This is a genomic window from Stieleria neptunia (assembly GCF_007754155.1).
In the GTDB taxonomy this organism is placed as follows: Bacteria; Planctomycetota; Planctomycetia; order Pirellulales; family Pirellulaceae; genus Stieleria; species Stieleria neptunia.
On the sequence record NZ_CP037423.1, the window covers coordinates 10,166,755 to 10,186,517 of the forward strand.

10 protein-coding genes are annotated in these 19,763 nt (G+C 58.9%); 6 read left to right on the forward strand and 4 right to left on the reverse strand.

What is annotated here, in order from left to right; genetic code table 11:
* Positions 1-42: 42 nt before the first annotated feature.
* Positions 43-4,116 (reverse strand): Ig-like domain-containing protein, encoded by a 4,074-nt coding sequence (locus Enr13x_RS34990; RefSeq protein ID WP_145391589.1) that lies wholly within the window; start codon positions 4,114-4,116, stop codon positions 43-45.
* Positions 4,113-6,116, reverse strand: a complete 2,004-nt coding sequence (locus tag Enr13x_RS34995) for an O-linked N-acetylglucosamine transferase, SPINDLY family protein (protein WP_197455590.1) — start codon at positions 6,114-6,116, stop codon at positions 4,113-4,115. The genes Enr13x_RS34990 and Enr13x_RS34995 overlap by 4 nt, the downstream gene beginning before the upstream one ends.
* 456 nt (positions 6,117-6,572) lie before the next feature.
* Here Enr13x_RS34995 and Enr13x_RS35000 point away from each other — a divergent pair, with 456 nt between their 5' ends.
* The 4 genes from Enr13x_RS35000 (at position 6,573) to Enr13x_RS35015 (ending at position 12,952) form a co-directional block, all read left to right on the forward strand.
* Positions 6,573-7,319, forward strand: a complete 747-nt coding sequence (locus Enr13x_RS35000) for an RNA polymerase sigma factor (RefSeq protein WP_197455591.1) — start codon at positions 6,573-6,575, stop codon at positions 7,317-7,319.
* 357 nt (positions 7,320-7,676) lie between these two features.
* Positions 7,677-11,318, forward strand: coding sequence for a protein kinase domain-containing protein (locus Enr13x_RS35005; RefSeq protein WP_197455592.1), 3,642 nt, complete (start codon positions 7,677-7,679; stop codon positions 11,316-11,318).
* Positions 11,319-11,503: 185 nt separating this feature from the next.
* Entirely contained in the window at positions 11,504-11,842 is a 339-nt protein-coding gene (locus Enr13x_RS35010) for an ATP synthase subunit B family protein (RefSeq protein WP_145391593.1), read from the forward strand.
* A 90-nt stretch (positions 11,843-11,932) separates the two neighbouring features.
* Positions 11,933-12,952 carry a YheT family hydrolase gene (locus Enr13x_RS35015; protein WP_145391594.1) on the forward strand — a complete coding sequence of 340 codons (1,020 nt, stop codon included), beginning with the start codon at positions 11,933-11,935 and terminating at the stop codon, positions 12,950-12,952.
* Between the two features lie 126 nt (positions 12,953-13,078).
* On the opposite strand, the gene Enr13x_RS35020 is transcribed toward Enr13x_RS35015, so the two are convergent.
* On the reverse strand, positions 13,079-14,467 hold the full coding sequence (locus Enr13x_RS35020; RefSeq protein WP_231743959.1) for a phospholipase D-like domain-containing protein: 1,389 nt from the start codon (positions 14,465-14,467) through the stop codon (positions 13,079-13,081).
* A 108-nt stretch (positions 14,468-14,575) separates the two neighbouring features.
* A complete protein-coding gene (locus Enr13x_RS35025; protein ID WP_145391595.1) occupies positions 14,576-15,448 on the reverse strand; it encodes a DUF1206 domain-containing protein in 873 nt (290 codons plus the stop codon).
* Positions 15,449-16,147: 699 nt separating this feature from the next.
* Here Enr13x_RS35025 and Enr13x_RS35030 point away from each other — a divergent pair.
* Positions 16,148-17,677, forward strand: a complete 1,530-nt coding sequence (locus tag Enr13x_RS35030; protein WP_231744474.1) for a sulfatase — start codon at positions 16,148-16,150, stop codon at positions 17,675-17,677.
* A gap of 96 nt (positions 17,678-17,773) precedes the next feature.
* The gene (locus tag Enr13x_RS35035; protein ID WP_145391597.1) at positions 17,774-19,747 is read left to right on the forward strand and encodes a sulfatase-like hydrolase/transferase; all 1,974 of its coding nucleotides are present in this window, start codon (positions 17,774-17,776) and stop codon (positions 19,745-19,747) included.
* Positions 19,748-19,763: the final 16 nt, after the last annotated feature.

The window sequence follows — 19,763 nt, forward strand, 5'->3', positions numbered from 1 at the left end:
CGACGTGGCCGCGCTGGAAGGGTTTGTGTGCTTTCCATTCGGTCAGGGGAGAAGGATCCGGCGATAGTTGGATCGAAACGACCGCAAGTCCTGGGAGTCGACATCGCCGTCGCCGTCGTAGTCCAGCGCTGAATTGAACCCTGCGTCGCCGACGCCGCGGTCGTACGTTTGCAGCAGGAACAGGTAGTCTCGTCGGTCGACGTCCCGGTCTCCGTCGGCGTCACCGAAGAGCCGGAAGAAATCGTCGGTGGCGGAGACGCCCGCTTGGCCGTCACCGTCACCGTCCAGAATGTTGCCAGCCGTGTCCGTCACCTGAGTGTCGATCACGGTCAGCGTGTAGTTCCCGTCCGGCAGCGACCCGCCAATGATCCCTGGTCCGCTAAAGGTCAACGTGGCGACCGTTTTTCCGGCCACGACTTGCGAGGACACCGTGGGCACGAAGGTGGTGTTCGTTGTCGTGTTCTGCACCGAGAATGAGCTGGCGTCCGCCGAAACGATCTCGCTGAAACGAACGGTGATTTCGGAGACCATGCTGCGCTGCGTATCACCGCCATTGATCTCGATCTGCTCAACCTGAGGGGCGACCGTGTCAAGCCTGAACTCGGTCGCATCATTTTCGCCGGCTTCCGAAGGCACGCCGTTGCCGTTGGGGTCGGGATCGGCACCGGAGTCAGACCGATCGATGGACAGCACGCTGCCGGGATCCGTTGACGTCACGACAGACTGATTCGAGTAAACGCCGAGCCCGCGACCTCGATCGGTGATCGTCGTGAGTGTCACAACGATCCGGACCTGCGCCGTCTCGCCTGCTGGAAGTGTACTGCCTGCAGACAGGAGGTCGGTGGTGCTGCTGCCGTCATACGAGGCGCTGAGTGTCAACGTACCGGGATGGCTGACCAACACGGGAGCCGATGCGAGCACGTAGTTGCCTGCGCCAAACGTACCGTCCAGATCATTCACCAGCGTCAGATTGCCGGCCGTTTCCGTGCCGAAGTTCTCGACGATGATGTCGATCGTGATCTGATTCCCCGCAACAGTCACGGTGTTTGCTGCTCCCACAACAGCCGTGCTGTGGACCTCGAAGGCTCCGATGTCGGGTACGGCATCGCGAGTCACACCACGCTGATCCGTCACGGGAGCGCCGCTGGCTGCGCCGGTGTTGATCGCGGGCGAACCGGGCAGCAGGGCGTGCGTCGCGGTCGGGCCGCCGTTGTTCTGCAGCGGGCCGAGCAGGGGATCGCTCGTCAGGGTGTTCAAGAGTCCGGAGGGAACGTTCCCGTCTCCGACCAGATTGTTCGTGCCCGAAAACGATCCAGGCGCGGTTGTTGAAATCAGATCACCGCCCGACGGGTTACCGGCCACGATCGTGTTCTGCAGCGTTGCCGTGCCTCCGTTGTTGTAAATGCCACCGCCCAGGGTGGCAGAGTTTTGGTGGATCGTGGTGTTGGTGATTGTTGCGGTGGTGCCGGCTCCGAAATTCTCGATCGCCCCGCCGGTCACCGCTTGGTTGTCAGAGAACGTAGCGTTCGCCGACTGCAAGCCGCCGTGGTTGATGATCGCGCCACCGCCGTTGCCGGCCGAGTTTGACGCGAAGGTTGACTCGCTGATGGTCGCGGTTCCGAAGACGCGGATCGCTCCTCCGTTGACCCCGGCGTGGTTTGTCAGGAAAGACGAACGGTTGATCGTCAGCGACCCGTCCGTATTGATCGCCGCACCGAGAGAGGCTTCGTTGGCGGTAAAGACCGAATCGTCGATGTGAAGATTGGCACTGTTTGCGATCGCGCCGCCGACATCGTTCGCCGGCGCCTGACCGCGTGTGAAGGTCAGCCCCTGCAAGGTCACGTCGCCGGCCGATGCTGGGATGCTGAAAAGTCTCGTGGCATCCTGCCCGTCCAGAATGGTCAGGGACGATCCGTTGCCCACGATCGTTAGATCTTCGGTGATCGTCAGTTCGCTGTTCAATCCAATCGTGTCGGGCGTGGCATCCAGGAAGTTCGTTCCACCTGATGCCGAACCATCACCAAACGTGATCGTATTGGGGCCGGGAATCGCGTCGGCGTTCAGGATCGCCTGTCGCAGCGACCCGGTGCCGCCGTCGCTATCGGTGGTCACGAGGAAACCGTTTTGAGCAATCGTGACCGCGGCTGTATTGGCCGAACCATCGATGACGTAGTCACCTGCCGCCAGGTCGAGTGTGATGGTTTCGTCGGCTTCGGCTTCGTCGTTGGCATCGACCAGTGCGGTCAGCGTGATGTCGAGCGTATCCCGACCGTCGGGGAACGTGACGGAGAAGTTGCCGCCGCTGACATCGATCGGCGGATCGGCACCGACGGTCAATTCAAATTCGCTGTCCGCGGCGGTGCTGGCGCCGCTGCGTGTCAGGTTGACGGTCAACGCGTCATTCGGGTTGTCACGCGTCAGCCGGAACATGCCTGGGTCGCCGCTTTCGTCCGCGACGGCGTCGAATGCCGAGAGGCTGACAGTCAGCGGCCCGGTATCAGTCGAGACTTCCTCGCTGTAGATGCTGGTCAGGTCATTGGGGTTGAGGGAGTGCTTTGGGGTGAATGTCCGAACGACAAAGTAGTTTGTGCCGCTAGGCAAGCCGGTGACGGTCAGCCCGGTGGCCGTCTTGGCCCCGGAAGCGGCGGTCGTGCCGCGCGAGGTGTACGGACCGCCGGGCGTCGTTGACGACAGAACTTCGTAATGGCCGCCATCACCCTGATACAAGATCGGTGTCCACGTCAGTACCGCCGTTCCGTCGATCGGCGAACTGACCTGAACGTCCGTTGGCGGGACGGTCTGTGTCGACCTCCAAAAAGTGCCCGGTTGCGGCGAGTTGACAACGTCGAGCATGTTGTAAAGCAGCAGGCTGATCGGACTATCTGGGTCAGTGATGTAGTCTGGGACAACCCCGTCGATCATGTTTCCAGAAAAGTCAAACCGGGTATGGCCAACGGCATTCGGATCGGTCGGAAGAGGACCACTGAGCTGATTCCGGCTCAGAATGACTTGCATGGCGGCGTTGTTGATCGCTAGGCCAGCAGGGATCGGGCCGGTGAGCGCATTTGCTGCGGCATTGAAGAAAGCAATATCTGGGTTGCTACGCGCCAGGTCATCGGACAATTCCCTCAAGGGGCCGCTCAATTGATTGTCATCGAGGCGAAGAATACGAAGTGGCAAGTGTTCGATGTTTGGCAATGAGCCGGTGAGTTCAATCTTCGTGAGCTGAAAACTGAACATTTCCGTGAGGTTGGGCGTCGGTGGCAAGGTCAAGAGTTCCGCGTTCTCTCCTTCGACGATTAACGATGCGACGTTCGTCGAAGTGCAAGTTACGCCCTGCCAGGTACACGGCTGGTCCCCCACCCAATTAACGACCGGCGATAGCGCATTGCGCAAGGCTTGCATATCGGAGAGTTCGAGATCGGGAAGAAACGAATCGCGAATGTCGACATCCTGCGACAGGGTCGCGCCCGGCTGCAGCTCGGCCGAGAGGTTCGTGAGCGTCAGCGTTGCCGTTTCACGAATCTCCAGGTCCGGATCGTTCACGCTGGTGAACGTCACCGCGCCACTCGACTCACCATCGGGAATGACGATCGAGACGCTTGACAGCGTATAGTCGGCCGGGGTGATTCCGTTGCCGCTGACAACAACGTCCACCACCTGCTGGCCGTTTACCGGCTCGTCCGTCGTCGCGGCGACAACGATGCTGTTGAGGCCGTGGTCCGGATTCTCCTGAATCTCGGCTGCCGACACTCCGATATTGACAACCGCCCACATCTTCCGCGGTTCAAGAGGCTCGAGCCCGAGTATGCGGGACAACGACCGTCGCCTGGACGATCGGGGCGATTTCTTTGGCTTGCGTCGTTTCATGGAAAAAGGTTTTGGAAACGGATTGGGATGGGACAACGGAGTGCTCGCGATTTTGAGTGTTAGTGCGGGTCGATTCATCAGCACGCCTTTGTTGAAAGGCTTGCCGGCTTCCTGTTCGACGATGTGAACGTGGTAGTCGATCTGCTGCTGTTGCAGGTAGCGTTTGATATGCGGCAGAAACTGCTGAAGGTGTGCCTCGCGATCACGGTACGGCACGACGAGCGCCAGCTTGTGTGTTGAATTCATGGCTGTCCTCCGCTGCACCAGCGTTTCCACATCTGTCGATAAACAGCCTCCATGTTGCCGGCGAATCGCGGCGCATCCATCAGCGGGGATAACTGCATTCGGTCGCGGAGTGTGCCGCGCAACTCGATCAACCGGGGCAGGTCGCGCGCCAACTCCGCCGCGATCCGAACGTATTGCTCCGGTGTGTGGGCGATCAGTTCCGGCAGCCCGAGATTCGTCAACTGCGACAGTCCGGCTCGCCCCGGCGCTGTGCGGCCGACCAGCGAGACGACGGGCACGCCCATCCAAAATGAATCGAGGCTGGTGGTGTGTCCGTTGGTCGGAGCCGGGTCCAGCGTGATGTCGATCTGGTGAAACAGACGCAGATAATCGGCAGGTGCCTGGCGAGGAACGAAGTCGACACGGTCCGCGTGGACGCCGGCGCTGGCGAATGTCCGCAGGACGCGCTGGCGATGCGAGCCCCCGCCGGACAGAATCACGATTCTCGAACCGACAACTTCCTTCAACACTGCGGCCCACATCCGCAACGCCAAGTCGCTGACCTTGTAGAAGTTGTTCAGGCATCCAAAAGTGATTCCACATCCCGATGCTGCCGGCAGCGCGCTAACAGGAGGCGACGATTCCAGCGGAGCGTAACACCAGAACGTGTCCGGCAACCGCATCGTCTGCTCGCTATAGAGCTGGTCGTGTTGTCCGGGCGGGTCGAGAGAAGGGTCGGACAAGCGGTAGTCCATCGCCGCCATTCCGGTCGTGCCCGGATACGCCAGCCAGCAGACCTGCACCGGCGCCGGTTTGCGGGCGAAGGTCAGCAAGCGGTTCCCGGCCATGTGCATGGTCAGGTCCACGAGCACGTCGATCCGGTCTTCGCGAATCGTGTTGGCGAGCTGCTCGTCGGAAAGCCGATGCACCGGCCGCCAATGGTCGGCGTAACCGCGCAGTCGCTCAGTCGTGGCGTCAGGGTTCACAACGTCGCTGTAGCAGTAAACCTCGAACTGCTCGTGATCGTGCGCGGACAACAGCGGTGTGGTGAACAACGACTGGCAATGGCCGCGAAAATTCGGCGAGACGTATCCGATCCGTAACGGCCGTTCGGTTCGGCGGTCATCCGTGTGGGGCGGGATGTCTTGTGACAGTGGGGCCGCATGCGTGTCGTTCCACTGACGCTGCTCGGCGCGCACGACGTGCGGATCGTTGCCCGGGAAATAATTTCGCGCAAACAGCAGACCGCTGCCGGCAACGCGATCTGTCGGATCCAACTGGAGGGCGCGCCGGTAGCACGCAATCGACTCGTCGCCACGTGCCTGATCCATCAGCGCCAGGCCGAGGTTCGTGTACGGCTTTGAGAAATTCGGTTTGAGTTCTATCGCGCGACGGCAGCAGCAGATGGCTTCGTCCAAACGACCGAGTTCCTTGAGAGCGACGGCCAGGCTGTTGTGGAACTCGGCGACATCGGGTCTCAGCTGGATGGCTCGACGATGGCTGCTGGCCGACTCGTCCAGCCTGCCCAGCAGCAACAACGTTTCGCCAAGATTGCTGTGAGCGACCGAGAAATCCGGCTGTAGCTGGACGGCTCGCTGATAAAGTGGCACCGCCGCGGTGAGTTCGCCGCACAATCGCAGGCAGCTTGCCAGGTCGGTGAGCGAATCGACCCGCTGGGGGTTTAATTCCAGAGCGCGTCGGTAGCAGGCGATGGCTTCATCCAGCATCCCCTGTCCGTACCACAGTTCTCCCAAGGCGTCATGAACTTCGGACTCCTGCGGATTTAAATCGAGAGCCCGCCGAAAGAGTTCAAGCGCGGTCGTGCTGCTACCCTTTTGGCGAGCAATCAAACCCATCGAAATCAGGGTCCGCACATGATCTGGGTGGCTCCGCAGAATCTGTTGATAGACCTCGGCCGCCGTGCGAACGTCGCCGGCTTGGTGGCGGTCATTCGCAAATTGCAATGCTTCATCCACCGTCAGGTCGGCTCGCGTCGGCTGTGTCGCAAGAATGGTGTTCATGGCTCGCTTTCCCATCGAGTGGTGGTGGCTTCCCTTGGCCATCGAAAAAACCAGGACGATGCGGCGGTCCACCGCTACATCGCGCTCGGACCGCTCCTCGCCCGTACTGCTCAAAACATTTCTTGAGGTCAGTTAACGAAATTTATTGACGGTTTGTCGATTTAATCGATGTTCTGCAATGAACCCGATGATGCCAGGCGCGACGCGTGAGCGAGCGGCGATGCGTGGCCCCTTGCGAACGTGTACGGGCTTAGATCAACAAGCCGTTGAGGATTTTCGTTCGATCGCTTCTGGATCGACGCAAGTTGTTGTGTCACAATGCGTTGCCAACACGGACGCATGGCAGACGCGGTCTGCTTTCTTCGCCATTAAACTTGCAGAATGTTGACGCGACGGCAGGTCGAGCGGCACGGGAGACCGCGAATCCCTGGTTCGAAGAACAATCCACGCGAGGCAATGCAGGAAGACAGCCTTACAACGCCGCATCATCAATCAGCGTTTCAAAGCACGCATTGGAGTGTCGTGCTGCGCGCCGGGGTGGACGGTGGCGAGGACGCTCGAAGCGCCCTTGGAGAACTTTGCCAGACGTATTGGTATCCCATTTACGCATTTGTTCGGCGGCGCGGGAACGATCATCATGATGCAGTGGATTTGACCCAGGGTTTCTTCACGCAACTAATGGAAAAGCAATCGCTCCATCACGCGGACCCGCAGAATGGCCGTTTTCGAGCATTCTTACTGGCGTCGGTGAAGAACTTCATGACGAACGACTGGCGCGCACGCGGGGCGGTTCGACGCGGCGGCAACACGACCACGGTGTCCGTGGACAACGACGCGTTTCGCCAGCAATACCAGCAGCAACTCGCCGATGATTGCACTCCCGAAATGTTGTTCGAGCGGAGTTGGATTGACACACTGCTCCGCAGCGGGATCGAGCGATTAAGACGCGAATACGCTCAAGCCGGAAAATCAGTGCTGTTCGAAGCGATCCATCCGCATCTGGTGGCCAGCAGCGAAAAGGTCCCGCAGGCCGACATTGCCGATCAACTTGAGATGACCAAGGCGGCCGTCGCCATGTCCATTCATCGGTTACGCCAGCGGTACGCACACGTCATCCGCGAGGCAATTGCCAGCACGGTCGCCGATCCGGAGGACATTGAGGATGAACTCAGTCGACTGTTGGCGGTGTTCGCGGCGACTTAGGACCGTCGGAAGAATAGGTGCGGGGATTGATTGTGGGATAGGCTCCCAGCCTGTCGTTTTCGCCATGCCAGGCTGGAAGCCTATCCCACCTTATTCTTCCGACGGTCCTCAGAAATTCCGGCACGACCTGCACGAGACGCCAGTTTGCCGTTGGTCGTCAGCCAGGAAGTACAGGTCATCAACGGGTCACCCTGGGCGACGAGCGGCCACCGGATTCGCGCGCAGCCTTTGCGGATGTCGCCGTTGCAAAATAATCTGTTATTTCGTTCTACAAATCACGTTGTACTAGTTTGACGGCAGATGTGTCCGGGCGCATCGCCTTTTCTGAATTCCCCTCTCCTGAAATTCGCGAATCGCATGACGTTCGATGCAGTCAACCGGTGTGTGGAGTGCGGTCAGGAGATCCTGTCAACCGTTGCCGGCAACCAATGCGCTCACTGCCTGCTGAAACTGGTGGCTGGCGCAGAGAGTTCGACAGGCAGTATTCTGTCGGGACACGATGGACTGGAATTCCTTAAACAGGGCGTGTTACCACGCTTTGACGACTATGAATTGGTCGACGAGATTGCCCGTGGTGGCATGGGGGTGGTGTACCTTGCCGAACAGCTTAGCCTGCGTCGGCCGGTCGCCATCAAGATGATTCTGGCCGGGCAACTGGCCACCGAGGAGTCGATTCAGCGGTTCCGCAACGAGGCCGAAGCCGCCGCGAAACTCGATCATCCAGGAATCGTCCCGATCTACGAAGTTGGCGAGTTCCAGGGGCAACACTTTTTCAGCATGAAGCTGATCGACGGGGCGAGCCTGTCAGAGCGGCTTGGCGAGTTCGCATTGACGGCGGCGATGTCGGAGGCAGAGGCCCGTCGGCGGCAGAGCGTGATTGCGTCGCTGATCGAAAAGATCGCCCGCACGCTGGCCTTTGCGCACGAACGTGGAGTCCTGCATCGTGATGTCAAGCCAGGCAATATCCTGGTCGATCGCGACGGCGCACCGCACCTGACAGATTTTGGCCTCGCCAAGTTGACGGGGCGTGAAGCGAGCGGATTGACACTGTCGTCAGCCGTTCTTGGCAGTCCGAGTTACATGGCCCCGGAACAGGCGGTCGGCAGTCTCGATCAGGTAACCACATCCGCTGACGTTTACGGCGTCGGCGCGGTGCTGTACGAACTGCTCACCGGCCAGCCTCCGTTTGTGGGCACGACGGCGCTGGAAACGATGCAACAGGTCATCAAGCGGCCACCGGTCCGGCCCTCGCAATTCGGCCACAACATCCACCCCGATCTCGAAACGATCACGCTTAAGTGTCTGGAAAAGCAGCCGGAGCGACGGTATGCAGGTGCTGCCGCGGTCGCGGACGAACTGGAACGGTTCATGCGTGGCGAGCCGATTCGTGCACGACCGATTGGCCGGAGCGAATACGCATGGCGTTGGATGCAACGAAATCCGGTCGTCGCAGTGATGACCATGTCGCTGTTGCTGGCGATTGTCATCGGCTCCGTTTCGGCGCTGTGGCAGTGGCGACGCGCTGAAACAGCGAACGTTGATCTTACCATCAGCATTGAACAACTACAGTGGCGTGAGATCGCCGCCATGCTGCAGGCCGGTGAGTCCGCCCGCGCTCTGGCCAAAGTAGCTTCACTGATTCGCGAGGACGAAACCGACTGGAAAGCGGCGATGTTCGGCATGTCGATCATGCAACAGCATCGCTTTCCGCTCCCTGTCTCGACACCCATCCGGCATCCCCACGGTGCCGAGTTGCGCGCCGCAAGGCTGAGCCCGGACGGTCGTCGGATCGTCACCACATCGTATGACGCCACGGCACGGCTCTGGGATTCGCGCACGTCCAAACAGGTTCTTCCAGCACTGCAGCACGAAGGCGTGGTCAACTGGGCGTCGTTCAGGCCCGACGGACAGACACTCGCGACCTGTTCGGACGACAAAACGGTGCGTTTCTGGAACATCAACACAGGCCAGCCTGAGGGCCAACCGATTGTGCACGACGAACGCGTGCTGCGCGTCCATTTCAATCGCGACGGTCGCTACTTGCTGACCCGCACCAATCACTTCGTTTCAATCTTCAACGCCGATGACCAGCGACGGCTGGTCGGCCCCTTAAAACACAAGGGGCAGGTCGTCGCAGCCAGATTCCTGCCCGATGGCGAAACGTTCTTCACCGCCCAACGCGCCGGACAGGACTCGCTTGTCCAGGCTTGGGACATCGCGTCGGGCAAGCAGCGACTGCGGCTGGCGACGAGTCCACTCGTCGCCGCAGATCTCTCCGCTGGACTGGAGCGCGTGGCGACGGTGACGGCCGGCCGCTTGGCCTCGATCTGGGACGCGACCACCGGAAAACAGTTGCACGAGATCACGACCGGCAATGGTGAGATGACCGATGTCCTGTTCAGCCCTGACGGTGAGAGTGTTGCGGCCGTGGGCCGAAACCACTGGGCCCGCATCTTGAACACAACAACCGGGCTGCCGGTCACACCGGAACTCTCGCACTCCTATCTTGTCAACGGAGTCGCGTTTTCTGCGAGGGGAGACCGCGTTTTGACGTGGGCCGACGACTCCCTCGCGCAGCTTTGGGATGCAACGTCGGGCAGTAAGCTGTGTGAACCGATAAGACACACTCACCGTGTCAAGCATGCCGAACTTGGCACGCTGTCCGATCACGACGTCATCCTGACGACGCTCTCGCATACGAAAATGCGTCCAGGAGAATCCGGGACGGGAGCGGCGATGTTGTGGTGGATTCACGACAGGGTCAAACCGATCAGCAGGCACGTCGGTGTCGAGCCATCCACTTACGATGGAGGAAGACTCAGTCGCGACGCCGCGCGGATCGTCATCGGCAAGACGACTGAGGAGGCCTGGGTCATTGACACCGCCACGGGTCATCCGGTGTGTGGACCACTGAAGGTGAACGGCGGTGCGTGGGGACTTCTCTTTAGCCCAGATTCCGAACGCGTCATCACGACGACATCACGCGGTCAGGTCTGTGTGTGGGATGTCGCGAGTGGGAAACTCGTCGACGCGCCGGTGCAGCTGGACACCATGATTCAACCTGCAGAGATCACCACTGACGGCCGTCACTTCGCCACCGGTTCCACCGATGGCTTCGCGAGACTTTGGGATGCGGCGACAGGTCGCGTCGTTCACGCCATGAAGCACGGTAGCGAAATCAACGCGTTAGACTTTTCACCCGACGGCGCGCGACTGGCCAGCGCGGGTGAAGATCGCATCACGCGCCTCTGGGACACGGAGACAGGTACGTGTGAGATTGAGCTGAAAGGACATGGAAACGAAGTGATGGCCGTCTCGTTCGCACCTGACGGTCGTCGCGTGGTCACGGCGTCACAGGACTTCACGGCCCGGATTTGGGACGCCACAAGCGGCCACGAGATCGCCCGCCTGTCACACCAGGGTGAAGTCATCGACGCAATCTTCAGTCCTGACGGACGCTATATCGCAACCGCGTCCCGCGACCGAACCGCCGTGATTTGGGATGCTGAAACGGGACGTGCCCACTCGGGCAGCTTGATGCACAAACAGGCCGTTCGGAACGTGCGATTCAGCCCCGACAGTCAACGACTCTTGACACTCGACTTTCGCGGTCTGCAACTATGGGACGTCGCCACAGGCCATCCACTGACCGTTCATCTGCCCCAAATCTTACAGGGTGGCATCGGTTTCCAATCAAACACCGGAGGCCCTGGATTCACGCCCGACGGCAACATGGTCTTCCTTGCGTGCGACAGCCCCGAATCACTGCTCTGGCATGTCCCCGTCCCGCCACCCAATATCCCAGCGTGGTTCCCGGCCTTCCTGGAAGCTGTTGCCGGACTGCGATTTGAGCAGGGAACCAACATCACCGCGACGGTACCTCCAACCAGCTTTCTGATGATGCGCGACCGTCTGGCAAACTCCTCCGAAGTGGATGACTACACGACGTGGGCACAGGAGTGGCTGAAAAACGCACCCGACCTGGAATTTGGTCATTGACGGTTACGGAGTCATAGCGGTAAAGACCGAGAGGGGGCCACGCTTTCAAGTGTGTTCCTGCTCGGACCGGAGTGCCAATGTTGACAGTCCTCCAACCTGCAGGCACGACTGACGCTTGGCACGCAGATTGCGTCGGCAACTTTCGCGACCTCATTCAATCGTCCCTGATCCTGGAGATCAAACCAATGAAACTTCGATACCTTGCCGCTGCGTGGTGCCTTTTGATTGTCGGATGCCAGGGCGAACCCACAACGCTTCGTGAGGAAGCTGAGCAGGCTCAAGAGAATCTCGAAGACGCCCGAGTGCAGGCGGCGGAAGTGATTGCCGATTCGGAAGAGGAGGCGGTGGACATCGTTGCCGATGCACGCGTGGAGGCCAAAGAGGAAATGCAAGATGCAAAGCGAGAAGCGGCAAAGATGATCTCCGACGCAAAGGAGGAATTGACTGAGAAACTGGATGCGCTTGGCAAGTCATCGACGGTGGATCCGAGGCCAAGCGAAGATGCGGAATCAGAGTCCCCGTAGGCACAAGCTGCCAGCTTGTCGGCTCCAGACAGCTTACGTGCCGGCAGCTTGTGGCAATTTGACCGATCCGCTTCCAACCTGGACGATTCTGTGCCTCAATCACATAACCAAGCAGTCAATCATTTTGATTGGCTTGATCGCTTCGAGCCGCATCCGTTGTGGCGCGGCGGTTGGCTGCAAACGGCTTCCATCAAGACGCTGCGTCCCAAGATTGACGTTTCCTCGCATCCTGGCTGCGTCGCCTTCGATGTGCCAGACGATCAAACGCCACCTGACACGCTCTCCGGCTATTACCTTCCCCCTGAAGACGACTCGCAGGGCAAGCCGACGGTCATTGTGTTTCATGGAATGGGTGGCCATGCGAAAAGCGGCTACATGCGTTCGATGGCAGAATGCCTGCTGAAAGATGGCTTCCCCGTGATCCTTTGGAACAACCGAGGAGCAGGAGGATCGGCTCGCACCTGCCAGCGGTTTCATCACCCCGGATACACCGAAGACTGCAAGCGGTTAATCCATCACTTGCATGAAAACCATCCGTCGTGGACCGAGCATGGATTGAATGCCGTTGCCTTTTCATTGGGTGCGAACCTGCTGTTGAAATATCTCGCCGAGACATGCAACGACTCGGCATTCTCGACTGCCGTCAGTGTTTCCGCACCGATCGACATGAAGATCACGTCACAGAACTTGCGGCGAGGATGGAATCGGGTATTCGACCGGTATTTATTGAAGCGACAGAAACAGGAACTGCTTCGTCCCAACGCTGAGCTGAACGAAGAGGAACGCGAGGCAATCAAGAACGCGTCGAGTGTGTGGGAACTGGATGACAAATTCACGTCGCGACGACTGGGCTATGACGGAGCGGAGGCTTTCTATCGCGACAACTCCGCCATTGATGTCCTGGATCAGATCTGCACTCCGACCTTGCTGTTTCACGCGGCGGACGATCCCGTCGTGGATGAAGACGTGTTCACAAAACGAGATTGGAACCCGGAGGGTCCGCTGTTCGCGGCATTCGCGCATTCAGGGGGGCACACAGGATTCATCGACCGCGAAGGCAGGCGTTGGCACGAGCGCAATGCCGTGCGTTTCTTTCATTCGCAACGGTAGCGGCAAGCCAAGCAACGCGTGAAAAATATCTGGGATAGGATTCCAGCCAGCCGATGCTGAGACGCTGCAGGATGCCGCAATCAGCAGAGGTGAAACACCTGACGTTCCGTGTCGGTGGCTACGGGGTCACAGTTCCGAAGCGAACAGACGAACCGTGGTCGCCATCGCCGATCGGAAACCTGAACGATTGGTCAATCCAGGTTCACACTGATCGGCCAGATCTTCATACCAGTCGCTGATTTTTGCGATGGTTTCCTGATCGTGGATCAACACCGACAGCTCATAATTCAGGAAGAACGAGCGGACGTCGAAATTTGCGGACCCAACCAACGCGACCCGGTCGTCAACGATTCCAATCTTGGCATGGACCATTCGGTCGGGAAACCGGTGCACCTTGCAACCGACGTCGAGTAAGTCCTTGAAGTAATCAAAACGGGCATAGTCGACCGGACGCAGGTCGCTGACTTGTGGCACAACGACTCGAACGTCGATTCCACGTCGACACGCCAGTTCCAGCGACCGCATCGTCTGCGGCGGCGGAATAAAGTATGGCGTGCAAATCCAAATCCGCTTCTGGGCTTGGTGGATCGCGAACAGCCAGAAGTCTTCCAGGATTTCGTCAGGTCCGTCGGGGCCGATCGGCATGATCGTCAGTCGCGAACCCTCTTCCGGTTCACAGGCATCGTCTTCCTCCAATTTGCTGGGCGGCAAGTCCTCCTCGGTTTCGAAATTCCAGTCGCTGCAAAAGACCGACTGCAATTGAGTCGCTGCGGGTCCATCGATCCACAGGCTCAAGTCGATCCAAGCATCCTCACCGGGGTCGTCGCACACTTCGTCCTCGACGATGTTTGCGCCGCCGAGGATGGCGCGCTTGCCATCCGCGACTGCTAACTTTCGGTGATTGCGAAAGTTCAGGTATGCCAGCCTCGATAGTGCTGACATCGCCTTGAACCGATGGGCTCTTCCGCCGGCGTCGCGAACCCGTTGCAATTGGTCTTCCGACAACACGAACGATCCAAATCCATCGACCAGCAGTCGCACTTGGACACCGCTTCGCGCCTTTTCGCACAAGCGATCGATCATCGCATCGCTACTATCCTTTTCATCCAAGATGAAAGTCATGACGTAGATCGCCTCTTCGGCCGAGTCGATCAGTTCCATGAATGCCTCACGCACCTCTGAAGGATGACTGAGCAGACGCACGTGATTGCCCGATGTCGGCGGACAGAGATTCCTTGCCAGCAGCAACGTTTCGAACGCGTCGATGGGATTCTTTTCGGCACCAGGAAGACTTGGTATCTCGACGAGCTTGCGTTGCTCATGTTCCACCGAGATCTTTCGACCCCCAAGCCACAGGAAGAGTACCAACCCAATGGGCGGTGAAAGTAGGATCAACCCCAACCACCCGATCCGACCGATGCTATGCCGCTGCTCGTTCCGGATCATGGTCATCGCCAGAATCGTTAAGAACGCCCCCAAAACGGAACTGAAATAGGCGACGATCCAAAGCATCATGTTTTCCTTGATGATTATTCGATTCCCGGGTCCGCTAACTGCTCGCCGCACGATACTCGGCCGGCGAGTTGGGCCAGCGACATGGAAATCCATTGATCGGACATCTGATCACGCCACGTTGAACTTGCGGAACCAGCCCATCAGCATCATATGAACGGCATAGCACATCAGCCCGAAGCCGGTGATGCCGATCAAAATCTTTCCGTACGTCTGTGCAGCGATAGCAGCCAACGCATCGCTCATTCCAGCGATTTCTCCGTCGGCGGTGCCGCGAATTGCAGAAACGAGAATGAAAGCTCCGATGATGGCAACTGCGATCCCGCGAGTGCTGAGTCCCATCCGCCCGGCATGCAACGCGACCTTGCGAGTCGTTTCGCTCATTGCGGACAAGTCGTACTTCGTCATGAACTTGGCCTGATAGGCCTTGTAAACGAAGTAGATCGCGACGCCGATCGTGATGACACCAACGATCCCCAGGGCGACTCGCCCCCAGGATGAATCCAATAACGGGCTTGACGCACTGTTTTGCGAACTTCCCGATCCGGAACCAAAGCCCAAGGCCAGCGATCCGGCGAAGATCCCCAGCGCCAGATACCCTAGTCCGCTGACTGCATAGCCGATTCGCTTGCAGACACCTTTTACATCTTGCCCGACTCCCTCGGTGTCTTTTCCGGCCTGCACCCATCGCCATGCGGTGTAACCGAGCAACCCGATCGAAACCACGCCAAGCAAGACGCGGCCGAACGGTTGTTGCCCGATCTCTCGAATCGCGTCACGAGAACCGGAGATTTCGCCTCCTGCGCCGATCGCCAACTGAAACGCTAAGAATCCGATGATGAAATACACGATTCCTTTGGCGAGATGTCCGGCACGCCCAAGCGATTCGATCCACGATGGAACTTCGGGCATCGAGCGGGTTTCAAATCCATGCCACGATTGGCCGGAAGCGGTGCGACGAGCCGTGGGCTGACTGACGGACATGAGGGAACTCCGTTGGTTGAGTTGGGACTGGAAGACGTTCAACGCAGCTGACGCAAATGTCATGCCGTCAGTCAAGGTTCGCAGAAGCAGCGTGCCGGCTTGTGGAGAATTCCCTGTCAAACGCACTCAGCGATCGGTTTGTCGTCTGATACGGACTCACAATCTTGGCCAGGGGTCCAGGCGTCATCCCCGAGCACAACGGCGAGAGGGAGAACGTCGCTGAAACTCCCGGGGGTTGGGGCCTGGCCCCCAACGGCACTGGCCCCCAACGGCACTGGCGCAACGGAATCGAACCATGCAAATTTTCAATCGTTCCCGTTGGCTCGGTCCTGCATTCACGTCACTCGTCCGCCGCGAGCCAAGAGGTCGCGAGCCAAGAGGTCGCGAGCCAAGAGGTCGCGAGCCAAGAGGTCGCGAGCCAAGAGACAGTGAAAGTCAGATTATCTAATCTACCAATTCGGCTCCTGACCCTTTTTCCCTGCCGCTGTGGAATAATGAATAATCGACGTGCGATACGATTCCAGCCTGTCAACTTGCAACGAATGGGCCTACCGGAACCAAGTGAAAGTCGTCAGGGAGTAACGGCCATCGGAACATGAAGTGACGGGATGCAGTGGACGAGGCTACGATCAAGAGAAACAAACGATGAGAACCTGGAATAGCACCCCGTTGCTCGCGCTTTGCGCCCTGCTGTCACTGATGCCCTGCACCGACGTGCACGCGCAGTCAAAGCCCAATGTGATCTTCTTTCTCGTCGACGATCTTGGCTGGCGGGACGTGGGTTGCTACGGCAGCCAGTTCTATGAAACTCCGGCGATCGATCAGTTGGCAAAAGAAGGCATGCTGTTCGAGAATGCCTACTCGACATGCCACGTCTGCTCGCCGAGTCGCGCGAGTATCCTGACCGGGAAGTATCCGGCACGCACGAATCTGACGGAGTGGCTGGGCGGGCGGCCTGAGCGCGACTACGAGATGTTGCATCACGGAGAAAAGCTCACGGCTCTGCCTGATGAAGAGCAAACACTGGCAGAGACATTGCACAAGCATGGCTATGCCACTGCAAACTATGGCAAGGCTCATTTAAACAAGGCCCCGAAGACCTACGGCTTTGATGAAGCGATTACGGGATGGGTTCGATCCTACTATCATCCGTTCTCGCCAACGTACACCAAAACGTTGCCAGCCGAACAGGGCGACTACTACACCGATAAGCTGACCGATGCTGCCCTCGATTTCATTCAGCGGAACAAAGATCGACCGTTTTTCGTGCACCTTGAACACTTCTCCGTTCACGACCCGATCCAGGGTCGCAAGGATCTGGTTCAGAAGTACGAGAAGAAACTTGCGACGATGCCCCGTCAGGAAGGACCCGACTACCTCCTCGAACCCAACCCGGATGGACCGGCTATCTCAGCGGAAAAGCTCAATGCCCTGGAAGAAAATGACAACGGCACATTGCACCAAAATGAGCGAGTGTGGTGGGTGAAGCAGAAACAGGACAACGTCGAATTCGCCGGGATGGTTGAGGCGACGGATGAAAGCCTCGGTCGAATCCGCGCGAAGCTGAGAGAACTCGGACTGGAAAAAAACACGATCATTATCTTCACGTCCGACAATGGAGGCATGGCGGCCTCGAACCAGTATCGTGGCATCAATCATCCCCGCAAGACCCTGAATTCACGTTTCGCAAGCTCCAACCTGCCGCTTCGCGGGGCCAAGGGCTGGAACTACGAAGGCGGAATTCGAGTGCCGTTGATTGTCCACTGGCCCGGCGAGATTCAAGCGAACTCCACTTCAAACGCGATCGTCACGGGAACGGATTACTACCCAACACTGCTCGAGATGCTGAATCTTCCCGCGTTACCGGAACAGCACGTTGACGGCCGGAGTTTCGTCCCCGCATTGAAAGCAGAAGACTACGATCGCGGACCCATCTATTGGCATTTCCCCCACTACAGCAATCACGGCTTCCAAAGCCCGGGTGGAGCTGTTCGTAGCGGAAGATACAAATTGCTGGAGTACTACGAAAACGGAACGGTGCAGCTGTTCGACTTGGAAAATGACATGAGAGAACAGAACGACCTTGCGAAGTCCCAGCCGATGATCGTTAAAAAACTGAAGCAGATGCTGCACGACTGGCGTGACGAAGTCGATGCCAAGATGCCGTATCCCAAAACCGCAACGTCGAAGCCCGCACCGGGGGCACGCGTCGCCAAACCGAACCGGTAGACCGGCGCGTGCTGCGGTTGCAGTGGAACGGTACTCCGATCCCACTCGTATTGATGCCGAATCGAGCCCTGTCCCAGAGAGAAAGGTCCTGTCACGATGAATCGACACACTCTTGCCGTTCTCGCGTTTGCCGCAATGTCGACGTGCCACGTGTTGCCGGCTGCAGAAGCTTCCGGCAGCAGAACGCCAAACATCGTTGTCATCTTTATCGATGACATGGGGTTCGCCGATCCGAGCTGCTTTGGTAACCCGCTCATCCAGACGCCGAACATCGACAAGCTCGCCGCCGATGGCATCAAGTTGACCCATTTTTACGTCAACTCGCCGATCTGTTCCGCCTCGCGAGTCGCGCTCACCACCGGTCAGTATCAGGGGCGTTGGAAAATCCATTCGTACCTGAACACTCGGGCGGGAAACGCGAACCGCAGCATGGCTGATTACCTGGACCCGTCCGCCCCGACGACCGCAAAGAAACTGAAAGCCGCCGGCTACGCGACCGCTCATTTCGGCAAATGGCACATGGGAGGCGGTCGTGACGTCGACGACGCGCCTCTGCCTCAGGCGTATGGATTCGACGAGTCCCTGGTTTCATTCGAAGGCCTTGGTGACCGCATCATCGAAAACAATCCAAACGCCATCAAACGTGCGCATGCCCTGGGTCGCGGAAAAATCATCCCCTGTGAGCGTTGGGAGAGGATGCAGATCCAGACTGATCGCACGATCGATTTCATCCGGCGCCACCGCGATGGCCCGTTCTACGTCAGGCTGTTTCCCAACGACGTTCACGACGCGCACGTGCCGCTTCCCGGCAGTGCCGACAAGTTCAAATCCGTTTCCGATGACCCTTATGTCCGTGATTTCTTCGCGGTGTTGGAAGCCATGGATGAACACATTGGGCGAGTCGTCGCCACGATTGATGAACTGAATCTCGGCAACCAGACGCTGATTCTGTTCACCAGTGACAACGGCCCCACCGACTGGCCGCGCAAATACAAGACAGGTCCTCCGGCGGGTTTCACTGGCCCGTTTCGAGGTCGGAAGTGGTCCCTGTTCGAAGGCGGTATCCGCATGCCCTTTATCGCTCGCTGGACGGGAACGATCCCGGCCGGCATCGAAGACACCACCAGCGTCGTCGCCGCGATTGATCTTTCACCGACCATCTGTCGCTTCGCCGGCGTTCCGGTCGAGAATCACCTCGACGGTGTCGACCGCGGCGACGTGCTTCTGGGCCATCCCGCCCCTCGCGGCAAACCGGTGTTCTGGCAATACGGCCATCCGCACGCCATTCTCAAAGGCGGCAAGCCGGAGCACCAGAGCCCCACGTTTGCGATTCGCGACGGTCACTGGAAATTCCTGGTCAATCCCGATGGCAGTGAAGCCCAACTGTTTGATCTCGAATCGGATGAAGGCGAGACGACCAATCTTCTCTCGGTGCAGCCGGAGCGGGCCGCAGCGATGGCCCGCCAGATCGCGGCCTGGGCCGACGACGTCGGCTTTGCATTCGATGACGAAGCTCCCCTCGACGCACCCGTGCCCACGATCGCAATCCTCGCCAGCAATCAACTTCTTCGATTCGTCAACCATGGCGTCAAAGGCGACACCGGTTCGCTCCAGTTGGATGGAACGTCTTGGCTCGACCTGCCGGCGTTTCGTGCGCCGAAAGTCGCGGGAGGCCGAGCACTTCAGATCAAGGGGACCCTTCACTCTCATTCTCCCTCGGGCGTGGTCCTCGCTCACGGCGACAGCCGATCCGGCTACAGCGTCTACCTCGATCAGGGACATCTGTGCTTTGCCGCGTGCGCGGGCGAAGAGCGCACCGTGGTCCGTTCCTCCGCCGCGATCGCCGGTCCGACCCATTTCGAAGCCAACTGGAATTCAAAGGGGCAGATGCTCCTGAAAGTCAATGGCAAGCTTGCCGCCAAGGCGGAAGCAGGCATCCTCCCGCACGAACCCGACGACTCCATTCAGATCGGTGCGGACCTGGCCCAACCCGTCGGGACCTACACCGCCCCGAACCACTACACCGGCACGATTGAAAACCTCACCTTCAAGTATCCAAACGGAACCTGACCGATCGCGCCGGCCT